Origin of the sequence: Streptococcus mitis (genome assembly GCF_003942695.1) — a bacterium.
Classification (GTDB): domain Bacteria; phylum Bacillota; class Bacilli; order Lactobacillales; family Streptococcaceae; genus Streptococcus; species Streptococcus mitis_BD.
In genome coordinates, this window is the sequence record NZ_RJNU01000006.1 from 87,269 (window position 1) to 110,436 (window position 23,168).

Consider the following 23,168-nt stretch of genomic DNA (forward strand, 5'->3'; position numbering starts at 1 on the left):
ATGTAACTTCCCAGCTTTTTTAATATGCCCAAAATGGCAGCTAGATTATTTACGAAAGGCATCAAGGATATAGGTGAAACCAACAATTAAAAATGCAAAGGCAACGACATAAACGACAAAGACACTTGTAGCTACTGGATTGAACAAAATCACTAGACCTAGTAAAAATGCAAGCAACGCTATCCACATGATATGGTTGCCAATAATAGGGAAAATCAATCCCAGACGATTGCCTTTAAAGAAAACTATAATGGCTTCTACAATTAACCAAATTCCTAAAATAGTTGGAATGACAACTGGCAGCGTCACAAAGCCATAGGCAACGAGGTAAAGAGCTAAGAGAAGATTAACAATCCCTTGGAAAAGATGAGCTGGTGAGCGAAGCTCTTTTGGTACAGAGAAATAGCCTAAAATAGCTGCTATAGAAGAAACCAGTAAACCAAATGCAATCCACCAGCTGTAAGCAACAAGATTAGCTACTGGGTTTGTAAATAGGAAAAGTCCTAAAAGGACAAAAACAACTCCTGCAAGGAATAGCAGTAAACGATTAGAAAATTTCATTTCAATACCCCCTATATAGTATAGTATAGTTTGATAATAAAAATATTATACACCTTTTTAGAGGAAATGTCAATAAACAAAATGGAAAATTTGGAAGTTTCAGTCTGATTTATGAAAAGAAAATCAGTTTTTATTATTTTGAAAATAAAAAGAGAAGATAAAATTTGTCTTCTCTACATGAAAATATTGTATGGAATCAAAGCAAAAGTAACTGGCTTTACACTATTTGTAAAGATGTAATTTGATTCAAAAAGAAAAGATAGATTTAAAATGTGGGACAAATGATGGGGTAAATCAGTTATAGACAAGCAAAAAAAGCCTTGATTTACAAGGCTTTTTCCTGTTGTATTTAGATGCCCCCTACAGGGATCGAACCTGTGACCCACGGATTAAGAGTCCGCTGCTCTGCCAGCTGAGCTAAGGAGGCAAAGAAAAAAGCTGTATTGGTGCCGAAACTTCACGGTTTGTATTGAACCCGCGCAATTAAGCAGGTGGGCAACTCGCTCTAACTGAAGCTGTTTCCGTGTGAGACGGCCTACATGCTGTTAGAAGACTTTTGTTTCCCTAATAATACAAAAAATAGTCGGTCAACACTTAAGTGTGAAGTCGTACACCACAGCGTTTCTATGTTTATATAATACCACTTTTTCAAAAAAAATCAAGAGGAAAGTGCAATTTTTTGAAAAGGATTTCAGATTTTTCGCAAACGGTCGATAGCTTCCTTTCTTTGAGCCAAAGCCCGTTCATATTTACCAGTATCTTCTGCTTGGAAATAGTGATGATTACGAATTTTTTCTGGTAGATAGTCTTGCTTGACCCAATTTCCAGGGTAGTTGTGTGGATAGAGATAGTCTTGGGCATTCCCCAGTTCCTTGCTTCCACGGTAGTGCCCATCACGCAGGTGTCGCGGAATAGGCAAGTGCCCTGATGTTTTGAGGTCAGCAAGTGCCTTATCCATAGCCACATAAGCTGAGTTGGATTTCGGAGAAAGGGCCAAATCAATCACGACATTGGCAATGAGAATACGGGCTTCTGGGAAACCAATCTTCTGGGCAGCATCCAGAGCAGTCACGGTGTGAATCTGGGCTTCAGGATTGGCCAAACCGATATCTTCATAAGCGATAACAGTCAAACGACGAGCGAGACTTGGCAAATCACCAGCCTCAATCAAGCGGGCAGCATAGTGAAGACTGGCATCAACATCTGAGCCACGGATAGACTTTTGCAGGGCTGAGAGGACATCGTAGTGGCCATCTCCATCCTTATCCATAGTGATGTAGCTTCGCTGCAGGCTATTTTCCATGATGTCTAGAGTGATATGGCGGATGCCCTTGTCATTTTCGGGAGTAGAAAGAACAGCCAAGTCAAGTGAGTTGAAGGCAGAGCGAAGGTCTCCGTTTGTAGAGGTAGCAATGAAATCCAGCGCATCCTCATCTAGTTCTACTGGAAAATCAAAACCACGCTCAGGGTTACTTAGAGCTATCTGCAGGGCCTCTTTGACGTCTTGGTTAGACAGAGGTTCCAACTCAAAAATTTGAACACGGCTACGAATGGCAGGAGTGACAGAGAAGAAAGGATTTTCAGTCGTAGCGCCAATCATGATGACCAGACCACTTTCCAAGAGAGGTAAGAGGAAGTCTTGCTTGGTTTTATCTAGTCTATGAATCTCGTCTAGTAATAGGACGAGACCACCAGAGAATTTAGCCTCTTCCGCAATTTCTTGCAGTCGTTTTTTACTATCAACTGTCGCATTGAAAGTTCGAAAGGCATACTTAGTAGTCCCTGCGATGGCAGAGGCAATACTGGTCTTGCCGATTCCCGGAGGGCCATAGAGAATCATGGAGGACAGGCGGTTGGCTTCTACCATGCGGCGGATGATTTTTCCTTGTCCGACCAGATGTTCCTGACCGATGACCTGGTCGATGGTTTTAGGGCGCATGCGAAGCGCGAGATTGTCTGGCATAGCAGTCCTTTCTAACATGGATTTTAGTTTCATATTTTTTGAGTAGAATAACTCATCTAATATATCTTACTATGTCCATTCTAGCCTATTAGTTGTGATATTTCAATGGTTTTGTAATATTCAGGGTGTGAGATAGAATTTTTCTGACTATTTAATTTGATGAGGAGAGGTATCAGCATGAAAGAATGGATCTTCCTTAAAGCTCAAAATATGATAGTTGAGTCTAAAGAAGTGGAATTGCTGACTTGAGAAATAATATTGCTAAATGTCATTGTATGAACTATAATGAAAAGAGAGGTGATAAGGAATGGAAATAATGGAATTACCAAGTTAGGAAGTTTTCTTGATAAAGTACATAGTAGATATAAATTTAGATAGCAATATTTGAAAAGGAGAAAATGGAACTAGATGAATACTTCAAATTCAAAGCTACTTGAAAATAAGTCATTTATGGAACTTGACGGACTAGTTGGTTTACCAAATGGAGTGAAACCAGCACCTATGAAATACAATCTTGGAAAAATTAACAAATATTTAAACGAAACAGGAAAAGAATTTAAAGAACTGACTGTTCTGGAACTAAAACAATTTGAGAGAGTTAAATAAAGATGGGACTAGATAAAAGATTTGTGGAGAAAGCCTTTGCCAGTGGCAAAGATAGAGTTAATAGAGCGATTTTTGTAAAACCTGAAGAGCTTATTGAACTATCTGATGAAGATTTAAGTTATTTTGGGGAAGGTATTTTTTATTGCTTACCTCGTAGCAAATTTGTAGAAAGTCATAAAGATGAGATTAGAGAGAAATACAATCTTTCTAACGAATTACCAAAGATAAATGGCATCTATTTAGGGATTTTTTTAAAAATGAGGTCATGGGATAGAATTAGAAAAACCAAACCAAGCTTAAAAGAAATTATAAACATGGTTGAAAAGTAAAATAGTAGCTATATATTTTATATTATTGGAATCCCTTTTGCGTAAGCTTCTTTGGCTTCTGCAAGTGTCATTTCATTAGGGCCACCATCTATATTAGTTTCTCCTGTATTTTGCCACTGACAGACGTCACAGATATCATACACTGCTGTAACAGTACCACATACTGGACAATGGACATATTCGCTGCCGTTAATGATGATTAAATTCTCTTTTCCACTCTTATTCATTTAAGGTTACTCCCAACACTATACAAATATATTAGCTATTTCTATACACTACTTTTTCAATATCATTGATTGTGATTGTTATGGTATCCCAGTCTTTGGGTGAATCACCTATGTCAGCAATAAAAGTATCTTCACTTAACTTTTCGACAATTGTCGCCGTTTGACCGTTTTTTAACAACACTGTATCAAATTCTCGAATTTTTACAATTTTTCTCCTTGCGTAAGCTTCTTTGGCTTCAGCTAGAGTCATCTTATTTGGACCACCGTCTATATTTATAATACCTGTATTTTGCCAACGACAGACGTCACAGATATCATAGTCCATAACTTCAGCTCCGCAAACTGGGCAATGTAGCCAGATTTCCCCGTCAATTTCCCAAGTCTTTTGTGATTCATTCATGTCGTTCTTCCTTTTATAAGCCATTTTCGCTTCAGCAAGCGTTATTTTATTAGGACCGCCATCGATATTAAATGCTCCCGTATTTTGCCAATGACAAACATCGCAAATATCATAAGTTTCTACTAAAGTTCCACATACAGGGCAATGCACATGCTCCCAACCATCAATGAAAATTAAATTCTCTTTTTTAGTTTTATTCATAATAAACAACTCCTGTTATTTTATAATACCGTCTTGAGTTAACTCTATTGATGCGATTTCAGATTCATTAAATCCAATATATGGATATTTATCTGTTCTTATTGTAATTTCATCATAGAGTTCATCTTCCGTATCAAGTTTCCCTGTAAATCTATTACAATGACCCTCTAAAATTTGCCCGTCAACAAAAACAATACTAATTTCTTTTCCTAAATATTGTTCTAAATTCATTACTGATTTCCTTTCCAATATTATACTTCAAATCAAGTGATATTACTAATGAATAAAGTATGGTAAATGATAAAACAGTTTATCTGACAATGCAAGTTTCTCGTCTGCCGAACGTATTGATTTAGTAGTTTTTGGTAGTCTTTTAGAAAAATCGCAATATAATTTTGGGCGATAATTATATTTTAATGAAGAGAGGAGAAGTAATGTTAAGATTCAATCGCACCACTTCTAGTGGGTTGAAAAAATCAGGAACTCTGATAGTTCTGCCTATCCGTTTATATAAAGCCTCCCTTAGAACTACATCTAGGGGATTTTATGTATAAGAGAATAATAAGTATCACACCTTTACAATACGTGTAGCACGTGTTATAATGGTGTTGTCAGGAGGTAAAAGCGCTATGCCTATGACACAAAAAGAGATGGTCAAACTCCTTACGGCCCATGGTTGGATAAAGACTAGAGGCGGTAAAGGCTCCCATATTAAAATGGAGAAGCAAGGGGAAAGACCCATCACAATCCCTCATGGTGAGCTGAATAAGTACACTGAAAGAGGGATAAGAAAGCAAGCTGGGTTGTAAAATTCAGCCCCTGCTTTTTGATATGGAGGTAGTGAGATGTTAGTTACGTATCCAGCTTTATTTTATTATGACGATACAGACGGAGCAGAAGCGACTTATTTTGTCCATTTCCCGGATTTTGAATACTCAGCTACACAAGGAGAGGGGATTTCTGAGGCTCTGGCTATGGGTTCAGAGTGGTTAGGCATAACTGTTGCAGATTTGATAGAGAGTGATGAAGACTTGCCCCAGCCATCAGATATCAATAGCTTGTCTTTAATTGATAATGATCCTTTTAAAGATGATGAAGATTTCGTGTCAACCTATGACCTTGATAAATCTTTTATTTCTATGGTATCTGTTGATGTATCAGAGTATTTAGGAAGTCAGGAACCAATTAAAAAGACCTTGACCATACCAAGATGGGCAGATAAGTTGGGACGAGAAATGGGACTTAACTTTTCTCAGACTTTGACAGACGCTATTGCAGATAAGAAAATTCAAGCCTAAGATTAAGTGTGACATCGTGGGAATAGTCAATAAAAAAAGCACTCCTAATTGTGCTGGTTACTTGTCTATTGATCCTATAGATTTGCTAGCCCTTTCGAGGGCTTTTTGTGTTGAGTTTTTGGAAAAAAATAAGGAAATCAACCGTTTAAGAAAATCACTAATACCAAGGGTTTAAATGAGGTAATATGGTATAATTAGGACATAAAATAATTTTGTGGTAAGATGGTAGTATCTATTTTAGCATATTTCCGAGCAATCGGGGCTATTTAAGAGTCGCATAGAAAGAGGACAAGATGGCAACATACGGATTTTTAGATGTTTTAGAGGAAGAGTTGGAGAAGAATTTTCCCTTTGACTTTGAGATTAGTTGGGACAAGCGCAATCACGCGGTAGAAGTGAGTTTTCTATTGGAAGCGCAAAATGCTGCAGGTGTGGAAATGGTAGATGAAGACGGAGAGGTTTCGTCAGATGATATCCTATTTGAGGAAGCAGTCCTTTTCTACAATCCTGCCAAGTCAACCGTCAATGAGGGAGACTATTTGACGGTCATTCCTTATCTGCCTAAAAAGGGTTTTTCTCGTGAGTTTCTAGCTTATTTTGCTCTATTCCTCAAAGACACTGCAGAGGTTGGACTAGATGCCCTTATGGACTTTTTGGAAGACCCAGAAGCAGAAGAATTTGTCATGGAATGGAACCAAGAAGTCTTTGAAGAAGGAAAAGTTGGATTGGAAGAGGGAGAGTTTTATCCTTATCCGAGATACTAGGAGTTTGACATGGAAATAGAGATTTCTGATTTCACAGGCTGTAAGATTGCTTTGTTTTGTGGGGATAAGCTTCTGACTATCTTACGCGATGATAAGGCAAGCATTCCCTGGCCCAATATGTGGGAACTTCCAGGCGGTGGACGAGAGGGTGATGAAAGTCCTTTTGAGTGCGTGGTGCGTGAAGTTTATGAAGAACTGGGCATTCATCTAACTGAAGATTGTCTGCTTTGGAGTAAGGTTTATCCAAGTATGCTTTTTGCGGATAAACAATCTGTATTTCTAGTCGGTCAGTTAACACAGAACCAGTTTGACAATATCACCTTTGGTGATGAAGGGCAGGGTTATCAGCTGATGAATGTCAAGGAATTTCTTAGCTCCAGTCAAGTTGTACCTCAGTTGCAAGAGAGATTAAAAGATTATTTTAAAGTAAGTGATTAGAAAGGATGGTTCGGTTAAATTTTAAACTGAACCCGCCCTAAACACTGTGCCAAACAGATAAACTTCTCCTAGACACAAGTGTCTTCAGAGAAGTTTCTATTTTGGCTTTGTGTTTTATGGGCTTGATATCTTAAATATGGAAACATGGCAAGAGTTAAAAGTTACAGTTAAGCGTGAGGGGGAGGAGTTAGTTTCCAATCTCTTGATTGAGCTGGGAGCGCAAGGCGTTGCGATTGAAGACAGCATGGATTATGTGGGAAATGTTGACCGCTTCGGCGAGATTTTCCCAGAGGTCGAGCAACAAGAAGAAATCGTTGTGACCGCCTACTACCCTGACACGGTTGATATAGCAACGGTTGAGGCAGATTTGCAGGCTCGCCTAGCAGAATTGACAGATTTTATGGATTTGGGAGAGGTCAAGATGGGGACGACTGCCTTGGCTGAGGAAGACTGGGCAGACAACTGGAAGAAATACTATGAACCTGCACGCATCACTCATGATTTGACCATCGTGCCGTCGTGGACAGACTATGAGGCGACTGCTGGGGAAAAGATTATCAAGCTAGATCCTGGGATGGCTTTTGGTACTGGGACCCATCCAACTACTAAGATGAGCCTCTTTGCCTTGGAACAGGTTCTTCGTGGTGGCGAGACAGTGCTAGATGTGGGGACTGGTTCAGGGGTTCTCTCCATTGCTAGCTCGCTACTTGGTGCCAAGGAAATCTTCGCCTATGACCTAGATGATGTAGCAGTTCGTGTTGCTCAGGAAAATATTGAACTTAACCCTGGAATGGAAAATATCCACGTTGCTGCTGGAGACTTGCTTAAGGGTGTTGAGATTGAGGCAGATGTGATTGTAGCTAATATCTTGGCGGATATTCTCATTCATCTGACAGACGATGCCTATCGTTTGGTCAAGGATGAAGGCTACCTGATCATGAGTGGCATTATCAAGGACAAGTGGGACATGGTGCGCGAGTCGGCTGAGTCAGCTGGATTTTTCCTTGAAACCCACATGGTTCAAGGGGAATGGAATGCCTGTGTCTTTAAGAAAACCAAGGATATTTCAGGTGTGATTGGAGGCTAGCATGCAGCAGTATTTTGTCAAGGGGAGTGCAGTCTCTCCTGTCACCATCGAGGACAAGGAAACCAGCAAGCATATGTTTCAGGTTATGCGCTTGAAAGAAGATGATGAGGTTACTTTGGTCTTTGATGATGGCATCAAGCGCTTGGCGCGTGTGCTGGATGTGGAAGCTCGTCAGTTTGAATTGGTAGAAGAACTAGATGACAATGTGGAACTGCCAGTCCAAGTGACCATCGCATCTGGCTTTCCCAAGGGAGACAAGCTGGAGTTTATCACTCAAAAAGTAACCGAACTGGGTGCCAGCCAGATTTGGGCCTTCCCTGCCGAATGGTCGGTAGCCAAATGGGATGGCAAGAAATTGGATAAAAAGGTTGAAAAACTAGAAAAAATCGCCCTTGGAGCAGCAGAACAAAGCAAGCGTAATCTAGTACCGAGTGTCACACTTTTCGAGAAAAAATCAGACTTTCTAGCCCAACTGGACCAGTTTGACCGCATCGTAGTGGCTTATGAAGAGTCGGCCAAAGAAGGTGAAGCCGCTGCGCTCTTACAAGCGGTCTCTGGTCTTGAAAAAGGAGCCAAACTGCTCTTTATCTTTGGTCCAGAAGGCGGCCTGTCACCTGCAGAAATTGAGAGTTTCGAAGCTAAGGGATCAGTCTTAGCAGGACTTGGCCCTCGCATTTTGCGAGCAGAAACAGCACCGCTTTACGCCTTATCAGCCCTTAGTGTTTTATTAGAATTAGAGAAATAAGAGGAAGAAGATGGAACAAAAACACCGTTCAGAATTTCCAGAGAAGGAACTTTGGGATTTAACAGCCCTATACCAAGATCGTGAAGATTTCTTGCATGCAATCGAGAAGGCTCGAGAAGACATTAACCAATTTAGCCGTGATTACAAGGATAATCTTCATACTTTTGAGGATTTTGAAAAGGCCTTTGCGGAATTGGAACAAATCTACATTCAGATGAGCCATATTGGTAACTATGGTTTTATGCCGCAGACGACAGACTATAGCAATGAAGAATTTGCTAATATTGCCCAAGCTGGTATGGAATTTGAAACAGATGCCAGTGTAGCCTTGACCTTTTTTGACGATGCTTTGGTGGAAGCTGATGAGAAAGTCTTGGACCGTTTGGGTGAATTACCTCATTTGACGGCGGCCATTCGTCAGGCCAAAATCAAAAAAGCCCACTATCTAGGGGCTGATGTGGAGAAGGCCTTGACCAATCTTGGTGAAGTTTTCTACAGTCCGCAGGATATTTACACTAAGATGCGAGCTGGGGATTTCGAAATGGCTGACTTTGAAGCCCATGGCAAGACCTACAAAAACAGTTTTGTGACCTATGAGAATTTCTACCAAAATCATGAGGATGCTGAAGTTCGTGAGAAATCTTTCCGTTCTTTCTCAGAGGGACTTCGTAAGCACCAAAATACTGCTGCAACAGCCTATCTAGCCCAAGTCAAGTCTGAAAAACTACTGGCAGATATGAAGGGTTACGACTCAGTCTTTGATTATCTTCTGGCTGAACAAGAAGTGGACCGTGCCATGTTTGACCGTCAGATTGACCTCATCATGAAGGATTTTGCGCCAGTTGCTCAGAGATACCTCAAGCATGTTGCCAAGGTTAATGGTCTTGAAAAGATGACCTTTGCAGACTGGAAATTGGACTTGGATAGCGCCCTGAATCCTGAAGTGACTATTGACGACGCCTACGATTTGGTCATGAAGTCAGTCGCACCTTTGGGGCAAGAATATTGTCAGGAAGTTGCTCGCTATCAAGAAGAGCGCTGGGTGGACTTTGCTGCCAATAGTGGCAAGGATTCTGGCGGTTATGCGGCGGATCCATATCGCGTGCACCCATATGTCCTCATGAGCTGGACAGGCCGTTTGAGCGATGTCTATACCTTGATTCATGAAATCGGTCATTCTGGTCAATTCATCTTTTCTGACAATCACCAAAGCTATTTCAACGCCCACATGTCTACCTACTATGTTGAAGCACCGTCAACCTTCAATGAATTGCTCCTCAGCGATTACTTGGAGCACCAATCTGACGACCCACGTCAAAAACGCTTTGCCCTTGCCCATCGTTTGACAGATACCTACTTCCATAATTTCATCACCCACCTCTTGGAAGCAGCCTTCCAGCGTAAGGTTTATACATTGATTGAAGAAGGGGAGACCTTCGGAGCAAGCAAGCTCAACAGCATTATGAAGGAAGTTTTGACAGACTTCTGGGGAGATGCCATTGAAATTGACGACGATGCGGCTCTGACTTGGATGCGCCAAGCTCACTACTACATGGGCTTGTATAGCTACACTTACTCTGCTGGTCTTGTTATCTCGACTGCGGGTTACCTCCATCTGAAAAATTCAGAAACTGGAGCCGAAGACTGGCTCAATCTCCTCAAATCAGGTGGTAGTAAGACACCACTTGAGTCAGCCATGATTATCGGAGCAGATATCTCTACAGATAAACCACTCCGTGATACCATCCAATTCTTGTCTGATACAGTTGACCAGATTATTGCTTATAGCGCTGAGTTGGGGGAGTAGAGTTTAGACAGACTCCTAGGAGAACGATATGAATAGAATCAAAAAATGGCTGGAACAAAATCCCCAAAGAATGCTCTTTATCAAAATAGGCCTAGTCTTTTTGGGCATCATTTTATTGATTGCTTTGCCTACTCTCTATCTTGTTTTGAGTGGGTTTGGTATTTGGTATTTTGTAAAGAAAGCACCAGATATCCGAAAAAGAAATCTAATGATAGGGCTTTTCATTGTTAGTTTTGTTGCAGTTGCTCTTCAAACTCCAACAGTCACAAAGAAAATTTCATCTTCTCAATCAGAAACTAAGCAGACTGCGACATCTACTACTCCGACAGCATCAACCACAGATGCTTCATCTAGTACAGAGGAAGCAAAACGAGTCGAAGAAGAGAAAAAAGCTAAAGAAAAAGCAGAAGAAGAGAGAATTGCTAAAGAAAAAGCTGCAAAGGAGTTGCAAGAAAAAGGTGAAACCCTAGTCAAACAATTGGAAGAAAGTCAAGATGCGAGTCAAGTGAAGTCTGCTAAAGAAACAGTTAATCAGATTGAAAATAACGATAAAAAGACAGAGTTGCTTGATAGGATAGGTGCGGTTGAATCATCAATTTCTCAAAAAGAGGAAGAAAAAAGAATTGCACAGGAAGCTGAAACCAAAGCTCAACAGCAAGATAGAATTGTCTATGTTGCAAACAATGGGAAATCAAAAGTTTATTGGTATAGTAAGGATAGAATGCCTTCAAAAACTAATAAAGCTAACGTTGTTGAGATGACAGAAGCAGATGCAATTGCAGCAGGAAAACGTCCATCGAAAACAGAATAAGAAAGAAAGTCATCTACGGATGACTTTTTGATAAGCTAATAGAAATCCAGAGGTACTAGGGATGTATCAAGTATTACAAAGAAAAGTGACAGAAGAAAAACCAAGCTATAGCCGAGAAGAAATTCAGTGGTTACTTGAGCACTTGGGAGATCCCTCTCCAGAAATTCGAGACGAACTTGTTTTTACGAGTTTGGCTAGAGGGATTCAAGAAGAGTTGTTTACCCTTGAGCAGTTTCAGTTTATCTCAGAAGAGGTCTCCTCTGATGAAGGTCTATACAAAGAGATTGATAGTAGAGGAGTTTCAGCTCTTAAACGTTCTTTTAGGGCACTTATTTATGCCAATCTTTTGTCTGCAGATGGTAACGAGCACTCTCTTTTCTATAAAGGTTTAAAAGCTGATATAAGAAATGCTATGCTATCTCAAGGTTTGTATTACCTAAAAAAAGAAAAGGATACGACAGGTTTTTCAAGTCAGTATGGTTGGGTTCACGCTTTTGCGCATGGAGCGGATCTCTTGACGGAAGTCGTTTGTCATCCATATTTTCCTAAAAATAGAGATCATGAAGTATTTGATGTACTGGGTCAACTATTTAAACGAATTACCATTCGTTTTACAAATGATGAGGATTGGCGCTTAGCGAGAGTACTTTATGAACCCATTTTGCAAGGAAAATTAGAGCAGGAAAAAGTAGCTTCTTGGATAAAAACTGTTGACTTTCCAATAGAAGAGAGGGAAGATTTTTATAAATTTTCCAACTTCAGATCCTGTCTGTTGGAAGTCTATGTCAAACTTGATCAGAAAAACTTTTTACAAGATGAGTTAAAAGAAGCTATTCAATCTTTTCAATACTAGAGATTAGCTGGTCATTTTATGATTTTCAAAAAACTTTCCAGTCAATTTTCTTGAAACCCTTTCCTTCTTCTGATAGACTAATACATAGTTTGAAAAAAGGAGACTTATCATGAAAAAATTTGTTGCTGAATTAATCGGTACATTTATGCTTGTGTTCATTGGAACAGGAGCTGTTGTTTTTGGAAATGGTGTTGAAGGTCTTGGACACCTTGGAATTGCTTTTGCCTTTGGTCTGGCAATTGTGGTTGCAGCTTACTCAATCGGAACTGTTTCAGGGGCTCACTTGAATCCAGCTGTTTCTATCGCTATGTTTGTTAACAAACGTTTGTCATCTTCTGAGCTTGTAAACTACATCCTTGGACAAGTAGTTGGTGCTTTCCTTGCTTCAGCTGCGGTATTCTTCCTCTTGTCTAACTCAGGAATGTCAACTGCTAGTCTTGGTGAAAATGCCTTGGCAAACGGTGTAACTGCCTTTGGTGGTTTCCTGTTTGAAGCCATCGCAACCTTCTTGTTTGTCTTGGTTATCATGACCGTGACTTCAGAAAGCAAGGGCAATGGCGCAATCGCTGGTTTGGTCATTGGTTTGTCATTGACAGCTATGATCCTTGTGGGATTGAACATCACTGGACTTTCAGTAAACCCAGCTCGTAGCTTGGCACCAGCCGTCTTGGTAGGTGGCGAAGCCCTTCAACAAGTATGGATTTTCATCCTTGCGCCAATCGTTGGTGGCGTTCTTGCAGCTCTTGTTGCGAAAAACTTTCTTGGAACAGAAGAATAATTGAAACTCAAAAAGCCTTGCTCCTCAGTTTGAGGAACAGGGCTTTTTCGTATCTGTTTATACTCAATGAAAATCAAAGAGCAAACTAAGAAACTAGCCGCAGGTTGCTCAAAGTACTGCTTTGAGGTTGTAGATGAAACTGACGAAGTCAGCTCAAAACACTGTTTTGAGGTTGTGGATAGAACTGACGAAGTCAGTAACCATATATACGGCAAGGCGACGTTGACGCGGTTTGAAGAGATTTTCGAAGAGTATTAGCGGTTGTCAATTTTCTCCGGATAGAGGTCGTGTTGGAAGAGACGCTGTTCTGCCAAGCCTTCATACTTGGTTCCAGGTCTACCGTAGTTGTAGTAGGGGTCGATTGAGATGCCACCGCGCGGAGTGAATTTTCCCCAGACTTCTAAATAGCGAGGGTCTAGTAGATTGACCAAGTCTTTCCCGATAGTGTTGATACAGTTTTCATGAAAATCTCCATGATTTCGGTAGCTAAAGAGGTAGAGTTTGAGGGATTTTGACTCGACACAGAGCTTGTCAGGAATGTAGGAAATATAAATGGTTGCAAAGTCTGGCTGAGCAGTGATAGGGCACAGGGAGGTAAATTCAGGACAGTTGAATTTGATGAAATAGTCATTTTCCACATGACGATTGTCAAAGGATTCGAGGACTTCTGGTTGATAGTCAAAAATGTAGGTAGTTTCTTTGTTGCCCAGTAGGCTTAGATTTTTCATTTCTTCTTGTTGTGACATGATTTTTTCTTTCTAATTTAAACACCACGCTGGTTGTCGTAGAGGAGGGTATGAAGTTGAGGAAGGACGCGGACATTGCCCCAGCTATCGTCAGCAGCGATGCGTTCCCAGAGTTCTTTGAGGCGGTCTAGTTGGTCTTGGACGATATTACCTGTAGCCTTGGGCTCAGGATTTCCAGCCGATAAGAAGAGAACATCTGGTTGGTAACGTTCTTGAATCCCTTTAGCAAAGGCCAAATCGGCATCATCAAAGACAGGGATTTTAAAGGTGACCTTGTCTGGATCCAATTGGGAAACGATAAAGTCTAAAGTCTCGAAGTTAACTTCCATCTTGGAGGAAGGAGGTTTGGGGCTCAGAGTGACTTGGTCGATGTCTTTTAACCAATTTTGCCAGCGAGAGCCTTGGGTCTCAACAGCCAGAGTGACACCACGTTCCTTGAGCTTGGTGACGAGTTGAGCCATGTTGGCTGCTAGGATAGTAGGATTTCCCCCAGACAGGGTTACATAGTCGTAGCTTCCCAGCTTATCTAAGGCGGCAATGACTTCGTCAGCTGTCATACGAGTAGGTTTTTCAGAACCATCCCAAGTAAAGGCAGAGTCGCACCAGTCGCAGTGGTAGTCGCAACCAGCAGTGCGGACAAACATGGTTTTCTGCCCGATAGCACGACCTTCACCTTGAAAGGTTGGCCCGAAAATTTCAAGAACCGGTAGTTTGAGGACACGTTCCCTAGTCATCTAACCACTCCCGTCTAAACTCTGCAAAGGCAGTCGGAGTTTCATAGAGGCGAACGTATTCCAAACGGAGACTGCGTTCGTCTGGCAACTCTTGGCTCATGGTTTGGAAAATCCAGTAAACCATATTTTCAGCAGTTGTGTTCATATAAGGCAGGGTTTCATTGAGATAGCGATGATCCAAGTGGGGCTCTAAGAAGTTCTTGTAGATCGCTTTAATGTCTCCAAAATCGTAGGTCATGCCCCGTTTATCTAAAAATCCACTGACAGCGATTTGCAAATGATAGGTGTGTCCGTGCAGGGATTTGCATTTTCCCTCATAGTGAAAGAGGTGGTGGGCAGCATCGAAGGTGAACTCTTTTGATACCAAGGTTCTGTGAGGATTGTAGACAAGAGATTCCCCAGTTTCCTGTTTGATTTCTTTGGGTGCAAAAAACATTAGCCCTCTCCTTTCTGTGAGAGATAAACATCAAGGCCATGCTGACGTAGGTGGCAGGCTGGGCAATCTCCACAGCCACTTCCAATAATTCCGTTGTAGCAGGTCAAGGTCTTTTCACGAACATAGTCAAAGGCACCGAGTTGGTCGGCTAATTCCCAAGTTTCAGCCTTGTCCAGCCACATGAGAGGTGTTTGGATAACAAAGTCGTAATCCATGGCAAGGTTGAGAGTAACATTAAGGGATTTGACAAAGACATCTCGACAATCAGGGTAGCCTGAGAAGTCTGTCTCGCAGACACCTGTGACGATGTCTATAATGCCTCGTTGCTTAGCAAGAACTGCCGCAAAGGACAGAAAGAGGTGGTTGCGACCGTCAACAAAGGTATTGGGAATCTCTCCCTCTTTTTGCTCAATCTCCAAATCAGAAGTCAAGGCATTTTCAGTGATTTGTCCCAGTAGAGACATATCCAAGATGTGATGACGAATGCCTTGTTCCTTAGCGATTTCTTCGGCAACTTGAATTTCGAGATGATGGCGTTGGCCGTAGGCAAAGGTGACGGCTTCGACTGTTTCATAGTGTTCTTTAGCCCAAAAGAGGCAGGTTGTGGAATCTTGACCGCCGCTAAAGACGACCAAGGCTGATTGACGTTTCATAGTACTCCTTCCAAAATGGGAAATGTTCAGAGCACGCAAAAAGCTCCCTTGAGGGGAGCTAAAAAATACCAAGTAGAGGTTTTTTTTAGCGATGGCATGTCCCAAACATCGTAATATTCTACATACAGTCTAGCATATTTTTTAAAAAATGGCAAAGGGCAAGAAAAAAGAGACCAAATAAAGCACTTGGTCTCTAGTGTGATTAGCTCAATTCAGCAACGATGGCCTTGATTTGTTCTGCAGTATGTACGCCAGCAACTTGTTTCACCACTTGGCCGTCTTTTTTGAAGAGAAGGGTTGGGATAGACATGATTCCAAAGGCACGAGCTGTGTTTGGATTTTCATCAACGTCCATTTTAACGATTTTCAAGACATCTTCTGAAAGTTCTTCAGACAATTTATCCAAGATCGGACCTTGCATACGACATGGGCCACACCAAGTTGCCCAGAAGTCTACCAAGACCAAACCGTCTTTTGTTTCTTGTTCAAATGTTGCATCTGTAATTGCTTTTGCCATTGTATTTCTCCTTTTTTAGTTATATTGGCTCAAATCTTGTTTCATGAGATAGAAGAAGACATCTCCATAAGTCCCATGGTAGTCCAAATCATGACCATTATAGGTTAATTTTTGAACTGGGTAATAGTCTGCGACGCCGATAAGGCAGGCTTGTTGAGAACGTTCAAATTCTTCATAAGATTCGAAAGTCATAGTTCTCTCTTGTTTGCTGGCGTCTAGGTAGGTAATTTCGATCATATAAAACTCCTTTATTCGATCTTGACTTTATTGTACTCCTTGAACAGAGGAATGTCAAGAAAAATGATTGCGCACGCAACTTTTTTAAAAAATCTGATTAAGAAATGAAGTCAAGACTGGTTTCCAGTCTTTCCTCGACGGCCTTTTGCAGGTAAGATAGAGCTGTTTGTCCCTCATCAGTCAGGCAGATAAAACTAGCCCGTCTATCCTGATCGCAACATCGGCGACTAACCAAACCGCAGTTTTTCTCTTCTAGTCGGGCCACCATTCGAGAAACAGCGCTCGGGCTGAGATGGAGTTTATCTGGCAGGTCAATTTGTCGTAGAGATTTTTCTTGGGCTAGATTCAGATAGTAGAGCAGGTAAAACTCTTTTAAAGTCAGCCTTTGTTCACTCTGCTGGGCAATGGTTTCTTCCAATAAGGCTTCCATTTCTTTTTGACGGCGATTGTAGTCAAACCACTTTTCCAAATAGGTCATTGCTTTCTCCTTTCTTTTCAAAGTAAAAATAGCAAAGTCATTACTGACTGTCTTTGCAACATAAGATGATTGCGCATGCAATGATTATACTACTTTTAGCTAATCCTTGCAAGAAAGAAAAATTTCGATATTTCCTTGAAATTTTCTGAAAAAAGAGTAAACTGGTATGCAAGAATTCTATTTCAAGGAGTTTGAGATGAAGTTATATGTTCAATTAATGATTCTCTTTGTGATTTCTCTAATCGGTGAGGGAATCTCCAGTTTCTTTCATCTGCCTATCCCAGGTAGTATTATCGGTTTGATTATTCTATTTCTAGCTTTACAGTTCAAGTGGCTAAGGACCAGGCATGTCAATATGGTGGGGAATTTTCTGCTGGCTAATATGACCATTCTCTTTTTGCCACCAGCAGTGGGAATCATGGAAAAGTTTGATGTGATTGCCCCCTATCTCTTGCCCATTGTCTTGATTGTCTTTTTTGCGGCTGTCATCAACATTATCCTCATCGCCCTAGTGGTTCAGTTCATCAAGAGACGGTTTGAGGGAGATTATGAGAAAGGAGATGCCAAATGAGCGAATTTGTATCCAATCCTCTGTTTGGGATTGCATTGTCTATACTAGCTTATCTAGTGGGGATGTTGATTTACAGACGTTTTCCCCATCCATTGACGACGCCTTTGCTTTTGTCAGCTATTTTCATTATCATCTTTCTAAAGGTGACGGGTATTTCTTACCAAGATTACTACCAAGGTGGGGTTTATCTGAATAACTTGATAGTCCCATCAACAGTGGCTCTAGGGATTCCGCTTTATAAAAGTTTTCACCTGATGAAGCACCATGCTCGGAGTATTCTCTTTGGTAGTCTGCTAGCAGTAGTTGTCAATACTAGTTTCACTGCCATAGTGGCGAAAATATTTGGCATGGACTTTTTCCTAGCCATTTCTCTCTTTCCCAAGTCAGTGACAACCGCCATGGCAGTGGGAATCACAGAAAAATTGCAAGGTTTAACGACTGTGACCTTGGTCGTCGTAGTGGCAACTGGGATTTTGACCAGTGTTATCGGCCCAACCCTTTTGAAGTGGTTGAAAATTGACGATCCGGTTGCAGTGGGACTTTCTCTTGGAGGAACAGGGCATGCTGTTGGAACGGGAACAGCCTTTCGATACGGTTCTGTAGCAGGAGCCATGGGTGGCTTGGCTATCGGTGTCACCGGTATTCTCTATGTCTTTGTCAGCCCTATTGTAGCCAGTTTGATATTGAGTTAAAGCAAAACCCAGCTCTTGTAAGCTGGGCGTTTTTTATTGCAAGTTAACCTTATTTTTCAAGATATAGTAGGTACCGAGATAGTAGATAATTGCTAGAATGAAATCTTTGAGGATATCAACGCTGATTAGGAGGTTAAAGTCATAATCCATTCGGAAGAAGATAGAAATATAGCCAATCACGATGTTAAGCACGATATAGGCTAAAATTCCCATAGCGGTACGATACTCGTTAAATAGTTGACCAATTGAGATACAAAGGTAAATAGATAAAATCCAAGTAATTGAACCGACCAGAAGAGAGAGGGCATAGAGCCAACCGTAACCGAGATAAGGAGAGATAAATCGATAGAGGAGTGGCAAATCTTTCACTACAGGGGTGAGTGAGAAGATAATAATGATACTCAAGATAAATACAATATAGCTTATGATTGACCAAATGAGAGCACCTAGTAATTTGGCGGTGATGATCTGGTGTTCAGAGACGGGCAGAGTCAATGTAAGATAGCCCTGACGATCGTAGACACTTCCCTTGAAGCGTCGAACGATTAGAAAGATCGTCGCAATCCAGAGAGTAACGCTGAGCCCACCAAAAACTAAGATCAGAAAGCCTAACAGATAGTAGGGATCATTACCATAGCTAGTGTAGGTCTGACTAATGCCAGAAATGGATGCACCAATCAAAACCGAAATTGCAAGCACAGCACCGTAGAGAGCTAGATACCATTTGTTAACATTTTTAAATTCATAACGAACTAAATTCCAAAACATAATAATCTCCTTTAACTAAGCTTTGAACTCCTGGCGGAAGAGCTGGTCAATCGACTCACCTGACTCGTAACGAATATCATCTACATTTCCTTGACGGACGACTTTTCCGTTATTTAGGAAGATGATTTCGTCCAAGATCGGCTCAATATCTGAAATCAAGTGGGTAGAAATCAAGACAGTTGAAGTTGGTGAGTAGTTGTTGATGATGGTGTTCAAGATATAGTCACGGGCCGCCGGATCCACGCCTCCGATCGGTTCGTCGAGCACGTAGAGACGAGCTTCACGGCTCATAACCAGGATGAGCTGAACCTTTTCCTTGTTTCCTTTTGACAATTTCTTGAGACGACTGTTTTCATCAATGCCAAGATCTGCTAAAAGATGCTGAGCCCGCTCAAGATTGAAATCTTGGTAGAAAGTTTTAAAGTAGGTCAGTGCTTCTTTGATTTTCATCTGTTCATTCAGATAAGTCGTGTCTGGTAGATAAGAGACAATGGCTTTGGTAGCAGGACTTGGGTCCATGTTGTTAATGAGGACACGACCTTGGTCTGGTTGGAGAAGTCCGTTGATCAGCTTGATCAAGGTTGTTTTTCCAGATCCGTTTGGACCGAGAAGTCCGACGATTTTTCCAGCGGGAATCTCAAGGGAAACATTGTTAAGGGCTGCTGTAGCCCCATAGGATTTGGATACATTTTCAAATGCTAGTAATGTCATAATTTTACACTCCTTTGATGTATTCGCTAAGCACACTTGGCAGTTCTTCTTTTTGATAGCCGAATTGAAGCATGCCCGTTACAAAGTTTTTCAGTTGCTCCTCAGAAAGCTGTTTGCGGGACTGAACGATGAGATCTAAGTCCTCAGTGACAAAACGACCAGTAGTCCTCTTGCTATAAACGAAGCCCTCGCGCTCAAGATCAGACAAGGCACGCTGAATTGTGTTGGGATTGACCCCAGCCTCGCTCGCTAGTTCCCTTACGGTTGGGAGCTGTTGGTTGGGTTCCAGTTCATGGGAAACAATCTGTAGTTTGATTTTTTCCATAATCTGTAAATAAATCGGTTTTGTATTATCAAATGACCAGGACATCATAGTCTCCTTTCTATGTCTTTATTGTTCTAATTAAATAATACAATAAAACAAAAAACTTGTCAAGTAAAAATAAGAATTGTTTTGGGAATTGCTCAAAAAATGGTATAATGAAAAGAAAACGACAAGGAGGGAAATGCATGCGTTGTCCAAAATGTGGGGCTACCAAGTCTAGTGTTGTTGATAGTCGACAAGCCGAAGAAGGAAATACCATCCGTCGAAGACGTGAGTGCGACGAGTGTCAGCATCGTTTTACAACCTATGAAAGAGTAGAAGAAAGAACGCTGGTTGTCGTCAAAAAAGACGGTACACGAGAGCAGTTTTCGAGAGATAAAATCTTTAATGGGATTATCCGCTCAGCCCAGAAGCGCCCTGTGTCAAGTGATGAAATCAACATGGTGGTCAATCGTATCGAGCAAAAACTCCGCAGTCGCAGTGAGAATGAGATCCAAAGTGAATATATTGGTTCTTTAGTCATGGAAGAATTGGCGGAGCTGGATGAGATTACCTATGTTCGTTTTGCCAGTGTTTACCGTAGCTTTAAGGATGTGAGTGAGTTGGAGAGTCTGCTCCAGCAGATCACCCAGTCCTCTAAGAAGAAAAAGGAAAAGTAAATGAAGCCAAATGACCGTTTTTCTTTTCTAAAGAATAATCGGGTGTCGCAAGATACCTCTTCTCTGGTGCAGTGCTACCTCCCGATTATCGGTCAGGAGGCGCTGAGCCTCTATCTATATGCCATTACCTTTTGGGATGGAGGGCAAAAGGAATACCTTTTTGCCAACATTCTTAATCATTTGAACTTCGGGATGAATACGCTCCTCCAGTCTTTTAAAATCTTATCTGCTGTGGACTTGTTAACCCTTTATCAAAAGGGAGAGGCCTATGAATTGCAGCTTCATTCTCCCCTTTCCAGTCAGGAATTCCTAAGTCATTCTGTCTATAGTAGACTTTTGGAGAAAAAGATAGGTGATACAGCTGTTTCTGCCATGAAGCAGGTTCCAAGTGAGGGAGAAGTACTCTCGGTTTCTTTGAGTCAAGTCTTTCCAACCCTGACTGAAGAAGTGACACCAATCGAGTCAAAAATCAAGATGAAAAATGATTTTGACTTGGAACATTTCCAGCGCCTGATGGCTCGAGATGGCTTGCGTTTTGAAAATGAGCAGGCAGATGTTTTGGAATTGTTTGCCATTGCAGATGAAAAAAAATGGACTTGGTTTGAAACCTATCAATTAGCCAAGGCGACAGCGGTGGCTCAAGTCATCTCAGTCAAACGAATGCGTGAAAAGATAGCGCAAAAGCAGGTTTCTTCTGACTTTAGTCCCAAAGAAATGACCATTATAAGGGAAGCCAAAAACAAAACTCCCCTTCAGTTTCTAGCCGAAATCAAGCAAACACGTAAGGGAAACATCACCCAAAGTGAAAGAGAACTCCTTCACCAGATGGCGTCTTTAGGCTTGTTGGACGAAGTCATCAATATCGTCTTGCTTTTAACCTTTAACAAGGTTGATTCGGCTAATGTTAATGAAAAATATGCTATGAAAGTCGCCAACGACTATGCCTATCGCAAGATTCGGACAGCTGAGGAAGCCGTGCTTCGGATTCGAGAACACCAGCAAAAAGGGCAAGAAGACCAAAAATCGAAAACTAGCTCGACTAAGACCAATGTTCCCAAGTGGAGTAATCCAGAATATAAAAATCAAACCAGCGAGGAAACTCGTCTGGAACTAGAACGCAAAAAACAAGAAATGTTAGCCCGATTAGAAGAAGGAGGAGACTAGATGGAAAGTGTGGGTGACGTTATCAAACGTCAGACAAGTCGTTTTCAGTATCAGGACCTAGTCCAGCAGATTATGAAAGACCCAGATGTAGCGGCTTTTATCCAGAAAGAATCCCTCAGTCCAGAGGAGTTAAATCGTAGCATCTCCAAGTTCAATCAATACATCACAGAACGGGACAAGTTTCTTCGTGGGGATGCGGACTATATAGCGCGTGGCTACAAGCCTATCTTGGTCATGAATCACGGTTATGCGGATGTGTCTTATGAAGAAACACCAGAACTAATCGCGGCTGAAAAAGAGGCTGCAATTAAGAATCGTCTCAAGTTGATCAATCTACCAGCAAGTCTCAAGAAAGCGAAGTTGGCTCAGATTGACCTGGATGATCTAGGACGGTTGCCGATTTTTGAGAGACTCTATTCTTTTGTTGACCTTTACCCAAGTATCCGAAAAGGTCTCTATCTTTATGGAGATTTTGGTGTCGGTAAGAGCTTCATGATGGCGGCCCTGGCCCATGACCTATCTGAAAAACGTGGTGCTTCAACAACCATTCTTCACTATCCAAGTTTTGTCATTGATGTGAAAAATGCTATCGGTGAAGGAACTGTGAAGACCTTGGTGGATGAGATCAAATTAGCAGAGGTCTTGGTCTTGGATGATATTGGTGCAGAGCAGTCGACTCCTTGGGTACGTGATGAGATTCTCCAAGTTATTCTCCAGTACCGCATGCAGGAAGATTTGCCGACCTTCTTTACTTCCAACTTTAATTTCCAAGATTTGGAAAAACATTTTGCCAAAGGAAAGAATGGAAATGACGAGACTTGGGAAGCTAGACGGGTCATGGAACGAATCCGTTATTTGGCTGAGGAAACGAGACTAGAAGGAGAAAATCGCCGATGATAGAAACCATTAAACTGATGAAAGCTCATACTTCAGTTCGTCGTTTTAAGGAACAAGAGATTCCTCAAGCAGACTTGGACGAGATTTTGACTGCTGGACAAATGGCGTCATCTTGGAAAAATTTCCAATCCTACTCTGTGATTCTTGTACGTAGTCAAGAGAAGAAAGATGCTCTTTATGAACTGGTTCCCCAGGAAGCCATTCGCCAGTCAGCTGCCTTTTTGCTTTTTGTCGGTGACTTGAACCGAGCTGAAAAGGGAGCAAGCCTTCATACGGACACTTTCCAACCTCAAGGAGTGGAAGGTCTCCTTATCACGTCTGTTGACGCTGCGCTTGCGGGGCAAAATACCTTGCTTGCAGCAGAGAGTCTGGGATATGGTGGTGTTATCATCGGTTTGGTCCGTTACAAGTCAGAAGAAGTGGCAGAGCTTTTTAACCTGCCTGACTATACCTACCCTGTTTTTGGGATTGCCCTTGGCGTGCCAGATCAACAACACGATGTCAAACCAAGACTGCCTTTGAACCAAGTGGTATTTGAAGAGGAATACCAAGAACAGCCAGTAGCGGCGATTTTGGACTATGACAAAGTACAGGCAGACTATGCTGGTGCGCGTGCGACGACCTCTTGGAGTCAACGTTTGGCAGAGCAGTTTGGTCAAGCCGAACCTAGTTCAACTCGGAAGAATCTAGAACAGAAAAAGTTATTGTAGAA

The 23,168-nt window shown here is 41.5% G+C and carries 32 protein-coding genes, 1 tRNA gene and 2 pseudogenes; 18 read left to right on the forward strand and 17 right to left on the reverse strand.

Annotated features, from left to right (window positions below):
- Window positions 1-45 precede the first annotated feature (45 nt).
- From D8852_RS06020 to D8852_RS06030, 3 genes are all read right to left on the reverse strand, one after another.
- Window positions 46-561, reverse strand: coding sequence for a DUF308 domain-containing protein (locus tag D8852_RS06020; protein ID WP_000672740.1), 516 nt, complete (start codon window positions 559-561; stop codon window positions 46-48).
- 354 nt (window positions 562-915) lie between these two features.
- Window positions 916-988 (reverse strand) — tRNA-Lys (locus tag D8852_RS06025).
- A 264-nt stretch (window positions 989-1,252) separates the two neighbouring features.
- Window positions 1,253-2,524, reverse strand: coding sequence for a replication-associated recombination protein A (locus D8852_RS06030; RefSeq protein WP_125425918.1), 1,272 nt, complete (start codon window positions 2,522-2,524; stop codon window positions 1,253-1,255).
- 408 nt (window positions 2,525-2,932) lie between these two features.
- On the opposite strand from D8852_RS06030, the gene D8852_RS06035 reads away from it, so the two are divergent.
- Complete coding sequence (locus tag D8852_RS06035) at window positions 2,933-3,130, forward strand: hypothetical protein (protein ID WP_001098072.1); 198 nt, start codon at window positions 2,933-2,935, stop codon at window positions 3,128-3,130.
- 2 nt (window positions 3,131-3,132) lie between these two features.
- Complete coding sequence (locus D8852_RS06040; RefSeq protein WP_084888805.1) at window positions 3,133-3,459, forward strand: hypothetical protein; 327 nt, start codon at window positions 3,133-3,135, stop codon at window positions 3,457-3,459.
- A gap of 17 nt (window positions 3,460-3,476) precedes the next feature.
- Here the strand turns inward: D8852_RS06040 and D8852_RS06045 are convergent, their stop codons facing one another.
- From D8852_RS06045 to D8852_RS06060, 4 genes and pseudogenes are all read right to left on the reverse strand, one after another.
- The gene (locus tag D8852_RS06045; protein ID WP_125425920.1) at window positions 3,477-3,686 is read right to left on the reverse strand and encodes a CPCC family cysteine-rich protein; all 210 of its coding nucleotides are present in this window, start codon (window positions 3,684-3,686) and stop codon (window positions 3,477-3,479) included.
- A 214-nt stretch (window positions 3,687-3,900) separates the two neighbouring features.
- Window positions 3,901-4,086, reverse strand: a pseudogene (locus D8852_RS10175) (CPCC family cysteine-rich protein); the annotation flags it as partial.
- 9 nt (window positions 4,087-4,095) lie between these two features.
- Window positions 4,096-4,287: pseudogene (locus tag D8852_RS06055) on the reverse strand (CPCC family cysteine-rich protein); the annotation flags it as partial.
- Window positions 4,288-4,302: 15 nt separating this feature from the next.
- On the reverse strand, window positions 4,303-4,518 hold the full coding sequence (locus tag D8852_RS06060) for a hypothetical protein (protein ID WP_125425922.1): 216 nt from the start codon (window positions 4,516-4,518) through the stop codon (window positions 4,303-4,305).
- Between the two features lie 398 nt (window positions 4,519-4,916).
- Between D8852_RS06060 and D8852_RS06065 the strand changes: the two genes are divergently transcribed.
- The 10 genes from D8852_RS06065 to D8852_RS06110 all read left to right on the forward strand — a co-directional run bounded on the left by D8852_RS06065 (window position 4,917) and on the right by D8852_RS06110 (window position 12,868).
- Complete coding sequence (locus D8852_RS06065; protein ID WP_001132287.1) at window positions 4,917-5,096, forward strand: type II toxin-antitoxin system HicA family toxin; 180 nt, start codon at window positions 4,917-4,919, stop codon at window positions 5,094-5,096.
- A 36-nt stretch (window positions 5,097-5,132) separates the two neighbouring features.
- Window positions 5,133-5,585, forward strand: coding sequence for a type II toxin-antitoxin system HicB family antitoxin (locus D8852_RS06070; protein WP_084888798.1), 453 nt, complete (start codon window positions 5,133-5,135; stop codon window positions 5,583-5,585).
- Window positions 5,586-5,878: 293 nt separating this feature from the next.
- The gene (locus tag D8852_RS06075) at window positions 5,879-6,349 is read left to right on the forward strand and encodes a DUF3013 family protein (protein ID WP_125425924.1); all 471 of its coding nucleotides are present in this window, start codon (window positions 5,879-5,881) and stop codon (window positions 6,347-6,349) included.
- A gap of 9 nt (window positions 6,350-6,358) precedes the next feature.
- On the forward strand, window positions 6,359-6,787 hold the full coding sequence (locus D8852_RS06080; RefSeq protein WP_125425926.1) for an NUDIX hydrolase: 429 nt from the start codon (window positions 6,359-6,361) through the stop codon (window positions 6,785-6,787).
- Window positions 6,788-6,923: 136 nt separating this feature from the next.
- Window positions 6,924-7,874: a 50S ribosomal protein L11 methyltransferase gene (gene prmA, locus D8852_RS06085; RefSeq protein ID WP_125425928.1), complete on the forward strand. Its 951-nt coding sequence runs from the start codon at window positions 6,924-6,926 to the stop codon at window positions 7,872-7,874.
- Window position 7,875: 1 nt separating this feature from the next.
- On the forward strand, window positions 7,876-8,619 hold the full coding sequence (locus D8852_RS06090) for a 16S rRNA (uracil(1498)-N(3))-methyltransferase (RefSeq protein WP_125425930.1): 744 nt from the start codon (window positions 7,876-7,878) through the stop codon (window positions 8,617-8,619).
- A 10-nt stretch (window positions 8,620-8,629) separates the two neighbouring features.
- Window positions 8,630-10,426 carry an oligoendopeptidase F gene (gene pepF, locus D8852_RS06095; RefSeq protein ID WP_125425932.1) on the forward strand — a complete coding sequence of 599 codons (1,797 nt, stop codon included), beginning with the start codon at window positions 8,630-8,632 and terminating at the stop codon, window positions 10,424-10,426.
- Between the two features lie 28 nt (window positions 10,427-10,454).
- Window positions 10,455-11,237: an FUSC family protein gene (locus D8852_RS06100; protein ID WP_125425934.1), complete on the forward strand. Its 783-nt coding sequence runs from the start codon at window positions 10,455-10,457 to the stop codon at window positions 11,235-11,237.
- A 61-nt stretch (window positions 11,238-11,298) separates the two neighbouring features.
- Window positions 11,299-12,090 (forward strand): DUF2785 domain-containing protein, encoded by a 792-nt coding sequence (locus tag D8852_RS06105; RefSeq protein ID WP_125425936.1) that lies wholly within the window; start codon window positions 11,299-11,301, stop codon window positions 12,088-12,090.
- Window positions 12,091-12,199: 109 nt separating this feature from the next.
- Complete coding sequence (locus D8852_RS06110) at window positions 12,200-12,868, forward strand: MIP/aquaporin family protein (protein WP_125425938.1); 669 nt, start codon at window positions 12,200-12,202, stop codon at window positions 12,866-12,868.
- A gap of 254 nt (window positions 12,869-13,122) precedes the next feature.
- On the opposite strand, the gene queF is transcribed toward D8852_RS06110, so the two are convergent.
- From queF to D8852_RS06150, 7 genes are all read right to left on the reverse strand, one after another.
- Complete coding sequence (queF, locus tag D8852_RS06120; RefSeq protein WP_000082591.1) at window positions 13,123-13,614, reverse strand: preQ(1) synthase; 492 nt, start codon at window positions 13,612-13,614, stop codon at window positions 13,123-13,125.
- Between the two features lie 17 nt (window positions 13,615-13,631).
- Complete coding sequence (gene queE / locus D8852_RS06125; protein WP_125425940.1) at window positions 13,632-14,348, reverse strand: 7-carboxy-7-deazaguanine synthase QueE; 717 nt, start codon at window positions 14,346-14,348, stop codon at window positions 13,632-13,634.
- On the reverse strand, window positions 14,341-14,784 hold the full coding sequence (gene queD, locus D8852_RS06130) for a 6-carboxytetrahydropterin synthase QueD (protein WP_125425942.1): 444 nt from the start codon (window positions 14,782-14,784) through the stop codon (window positions 14,341-14,343). Before queD ends, queE begins: the two co-directional genes overlap by 8 nt.
- Complete coding sequence (gene queC, locus D8852_RS06135; RefSeq protein ID WP_125425944.1) at window positions 14,784-15,437, reverse strand: 7-cyano-7-deazaguanine synthase QueC; 654 nt, start codon at window positions 15,435-15,437, stop codon at window positions 14,784-14,786. Before queC ends, queD begins: the two co-directional genes overlap by 1 nt.
- 202 nt (window positions 15,438-15,639) lie before the next feature.
- On the reverse strand, window positions 15,640-15,954 hold the full coding sequence (trxA, locus tag D8852_RS06140) for a thioredoxin (RefSeq protein ID WP_001029581.1): 315 nt from the start codon (window positions 15,952-15,954) through the stop codon (window positions 15,640-15,642).
- A 15-nt stretch (window positions 15,955-15,969) separates the two neighbouring features.
- Window positions 15,970-16,191: a DUF4649 family protein gene (locus tag D8852_RS06145; protein ID WP_125425946.1), complete on the reverse strand. Its 222-nt coding sequence runs from the start codon at window positions 16,189-16,191 to the stop codon at window positions 15,970-15,972.
- A gap of 97 nt (window positions 16,192-16,288) precedes the next feature.
- On the reverse strand, window positions 16,289-16,669 hold the full coding sequence (locus tag D8852_RS06150) for a MarR family winged helix-turn-helix transcriptional regulator (RefSeq protein WP_125425949.1): 381 nt from the start codon (window positions 16,667-16,669) through the stop codon (window positions 16,289-16,291).
- A 196-nt stretch (window positions 16,670-16,865) separates the two neighbouring features.
- Between D8852_RS06150 and D8852_RS06155 the strand changes: the two genes are divergently transcribed.
- Both D8852_RS06155 and D8852_RS06160 read left to right on the forward strand, forming a co-directional pair.
- Window positions 16,866-17,240, forward strand: coding sequence for a CidA/LrgA family protein (locus tag D8852_RS06155; RefSeq protein ID WP_000781325.1), 375 nt, complete (start codon window positions 16,866-16,868; stop codon window positions 17,238-17,240).
- Window positions 17,237-17,932, forward strand: coding sequence for an LrgB family protein (locus tag D8852_RS06160; protein ID WP_001288937.1), 696 nt, complete (start codon window positions 17,237-17,239; stop codon window positions 17,930-17,932). Before D8852_RS06155 ends, D8852_RS06160 begins: the two co-directional genes overlap by 4 nt.
- Window positions 17,933-17,965: 33 nt before the next feature.
- Here the strand turns inward: D8852_RS06160 and D8852_RS06165 are convergent, their stop codons facing one another.
- Genes D8852_RS06165 through D8852_RS06175 form a run of 3 tightly spaced genes read right to left on the reverse strand, consistent with a single transcriptional unit; the run spans window position 17,966 to window position 19,781 of the window.
- Window positions 17,966-18,700: a hypothetical protein gene (locus D8852_RS06165; RefSeq protein WP_000498778.1), complete on the reverse strand. Its 735-nt coding sequence runs from the start codon at window positions 18,698-18,700 to the stop codon at window positions 17,966-17,968.
- Window positions 18,701-18,715: 15 nt separating this feature from the next.
- Window positions 18,716-19,411: an ABC transporter ATP-binding protein gene (locus D8852_RS06170; RefSeq protein ID WP_084946298.1), complete on the reverse strand. Its 696-nt coding sequence runs from the start codon at window positions 19,409-19,411 to the stop codon at window positions 18,716-18,718.
- A 4-nt stretch (window positions 19,412-19,415) separates the two neighbouring features.
- Window positions 19,416-19,781, reverse strand: coding sequence for a GntR family transcriptional regulator (locus D8852_RS06175; RefSeq protein ID WP_000119121.1), 366 nt, complete (start codon window positions 19,779-19,781; stop codon window positions 19,416-19,418).
- A gap of 140 nt (window positions 19,782-19,921) precedes the next feature.
- Here D8852_RS06175 and nrdR point away from each other — a divergent pair, with 140 nt between their 5' ends.
- Genes nrdR through D8852_RS06195 form a run of 4 tightly spaced genes read left to right on the forward strand, consistent with a single transcriptional unit; the run spans window position 19,922 to window position 23,166 of the window.
- Complete coding sequence (gene nrdR / locus D8852_RS06180) at window positions 19,922-20,395, forward strand: transcriptional regulator NrdR (RefSeq protein ID WP_001203678.1); 474 nt, start codon at window positions 19,922-19,924, stop codon at window positions 20,393-20,395.
- Window positions 20,396-21,559, forward strand: a complete 1,164-nt coding sequence (locus tag D8852_RS06185; protein WP_125425952.1) for a DnaD domain protein — start codon at window positions 20,396-20,398, stop codon at window positions 21,557-21,559.
- Window positions 21,560-22,456, forward strand: a complete 897-nt coding sequence (gene dnaI, locus D8852_RS06190; protein WP_125425955.1) for a primosomal protein DnaI — start codon at window positions 21,560-21,562, stop codon at window positions 22,454-22,456. It abuts the gene before it with no gap.
- Complete coding sequence (locus D8852_RS06195; RefSeq protein WP_125425958.1) at window positions 22,453-23,166, forward strand: NADPH-dependent oxidoreductase; 714 nt, start codon at window positions 22,453-22,455, stop codon at window positions 23,164-23,166. Before dnaI ends, D8852_RS06195 begins: the two co-directional genes overlap by 4 nt.
- Window positions 23,167-23,168 lie beyond the last annotated feature (2 nt).

Bases quoted from the DNA above. Each gene is read 5' to 3' on its own strand.
- D8852_RS06020 (WP_000672740.1), bottom strand. From the start codon at position 561: ATGAAATTTTCTAATCGTTTACTGCTATTCCTTGCAGGAGTTGTTTTT.
- D8852_RS06030 (WP_125425918.1), bottom strand. From the start codon at position 2,524: ATGCCAGACAATCTCGCGCTTCGCATGCGCCCTAAAACCATCGACCAG.
- D8852_RS06035 (WP_001098072.1), top strand. From the start codon at position 2,933: ATGAATACTTCAAATTCAAAGCTACTTGAAAATAAGTCATTTATGGAA.
- D8852_RS06040 (WP_084888805.1), top strand. From the start codon at position 3,133: ATGGGACTAGATAAAAGATTTGTGGAGAAAGCCTTTGCCAGTGGCAAA.
- D8852_RS06045 (WP_125425920.1), bottom strand. From the start codon at position 3,686: ATGAATAAGAGTGGAAAAGAGAATTTAATCATCATTAACGGCAGCGAA.
- D8852_RS06060 (WP_125425922.1), bottom strand. From the start codon at position 4,518: ATGAATTTAGAACAATATTTAGGAAAAGAAATTAGTATTGTTTTTGTT.
- D8852_RS06065 (WP_001132287.1), top strand. From the start codon at position 4,917: ATGCCTATGACACAAAAAGAGATGGTCAAACTCCTTACGGCCCATGGT.
- D8852_RS06070 (WP_084888798.1), top strand. From the start codon at position 5,133: ATGTTAGTTACGTATCCAGCTTTATTTTATTATGACGATACAGACGGA.
- D8852_RS06075 (WP_125425924.1), top strand. From the start codon at position 5,879: ATGGCAACATACGGATTTTTAGATGTTTTAGAGGAAGAGTTGGAGAAG.
- D8852_RS06080 (WP_125425926.1), top strand. From the start codon at position 6,359: ATGGAAATAGAGATTTCTGATTTCACAGGCTGTAAGATTGCTTTGTTT.
- prmA (WP_125425928.1), top strand. From the start codon at position 6,924: ATGGAAACATGGCAAGAGTTAAAAGTTACAGTTAAGCGTGAGGGGGAG.
- D8852_RS06090 (WP_125425930.1), top strand. From the start codon at position 7,876: ATGCAGCAGTATTTTGTCAAGGGGAGTGCAGTCTCTCCTGTCACCATC.
- pepF (WP_125425932.1), top strand. From the start codon at position 8,630: ATGGAACAAAAACACCGTTCAGAATTTCCAGAGAAGGAACTTTGGGAT.
- D8852_RS06100 (WP_125425934.1), top strand. From the start codon at position 10,455: ATGAATAGAATCAAAAAATGGCTGGAACAAAATCCCCAAAGAATGCTC.
- D8852_RS06105 (WP_125425936.1), top strand. From the start codon at position 11,299: ATGTATCAAGTATTACAAAGAAAAGTGACAGAAGAAAAACCAAGCTAT.
- D8852_RS06110 (WP_125425938.1), top strand. From the start codon at position 12,200: ATGAAAAAATTTGTTGCTGAATTAATCGGTACATTTATGCTTGTGTTC.
- queF (WP_000082591.1), bottom strand. From the start codon at position 13,614: ATGTCACAACAAGAAGAAATGAAAAATCTAAGCCTACTGGGCAACAAA.
- queE (WP_125425940.1), bottom strand. From the start codon at position 14,348: ATGACTAGGGAACGTGTCCTCAAACTACCGGTTCTTGAAATTTTCGGG.
- queD (WP_125425942.1), bottom strand. From the start codon at position 14,784: ATGTTTTTTGCACCCAAAGAAATCAAACAGGAAACTGGGGAATCTCTT.
- queC (WP_125425944.1), bottom strand. From the start codon at position 15,437: ATGAAACGTCAATCAGCCTTGGTCGTCTTTAGCGGCGGTCAAGATTCC.
- trxA (WP_001029581.1), bottom strand. From the start codon at position 15,954: ATGGCAAAAGCAATTACAGATGCAACATTTGAACAAGAAACAAAAGAC.
- D8852_RS06145 (WP_125425946.1), bottom strand. From the start codon at position 16,191: ATGATCGAAATTACCTACCTAGACGCCAGCAAACAAGAGAGAACTATG.
- D8852_RS06150 (WP_125425949.1), bottom strand. From the start codon at position 16,669: ATGACCTATTTGGAAAAGTGGTTTGACTACAATCGCCGTCAAAAAGAA.
- D8852_RS06155 (WP_000781325.1), top strand. From the start codon at position 16,866: ATGAAGTTATATGTTCAATTAATGATTCTCTTTGTGATTTCTCTAATC.
- D8852_RS06160 (WP_001288937.1), top strand. From the start codon at position 17,237: ATGAGCGAATTTGTATCCAATCCTCTGTTTGGGATTGCATTGTCTATA.
- D8852_RS06165 (WP_000498778.1), bottom strand. From the start codon at position 18,700: ATGTTTTGGAATTTAGTTCGTTATGAATTTAAAAATGTTAACAAATGG.
- D8852_RS06170 (WP_084946298.1), bottom strand. From the start codon at position 19,411: ATGACATTACTAGCATTTGAAAATGTATCCAAATCCTATGGGGCTACA.
- D8852_RS06175 (WP_000119121.1), bottom strand. From the start codon at position 19,781: ATGTCCTGGTCATTTGATAATACAAAACCGATTTATTTACAGATTATG.
- nrdR (WP_001203678.1), top strand. From the start codon at position 19,922: ATGCGTTGTCCAAAATGTGGGGCTACCAAGTCTAGTGTTGTTGATAGT.
- D8852_RS06185 (WP_125425952.1), top strand. From the start codon at position 20,396: ATGAAGCCAAATGACCGTTTTTCTTTTCTAAAGAATAATCGGGTGTCG.
- dnaI (WP_125425955.1), top strand. From the start codon at position 21,560: ATGGAAAGTGTGGGTGACGTTATCAAACGTCAGACAAGTCGTTTTCAG.
- D8852_RS06195 (WP_125425958.1), top strand. From the start codon at position 22,453: ATGATAGAAACCATTAAACTGATGAAAGCTCATACTTCAGTTCGTCGT.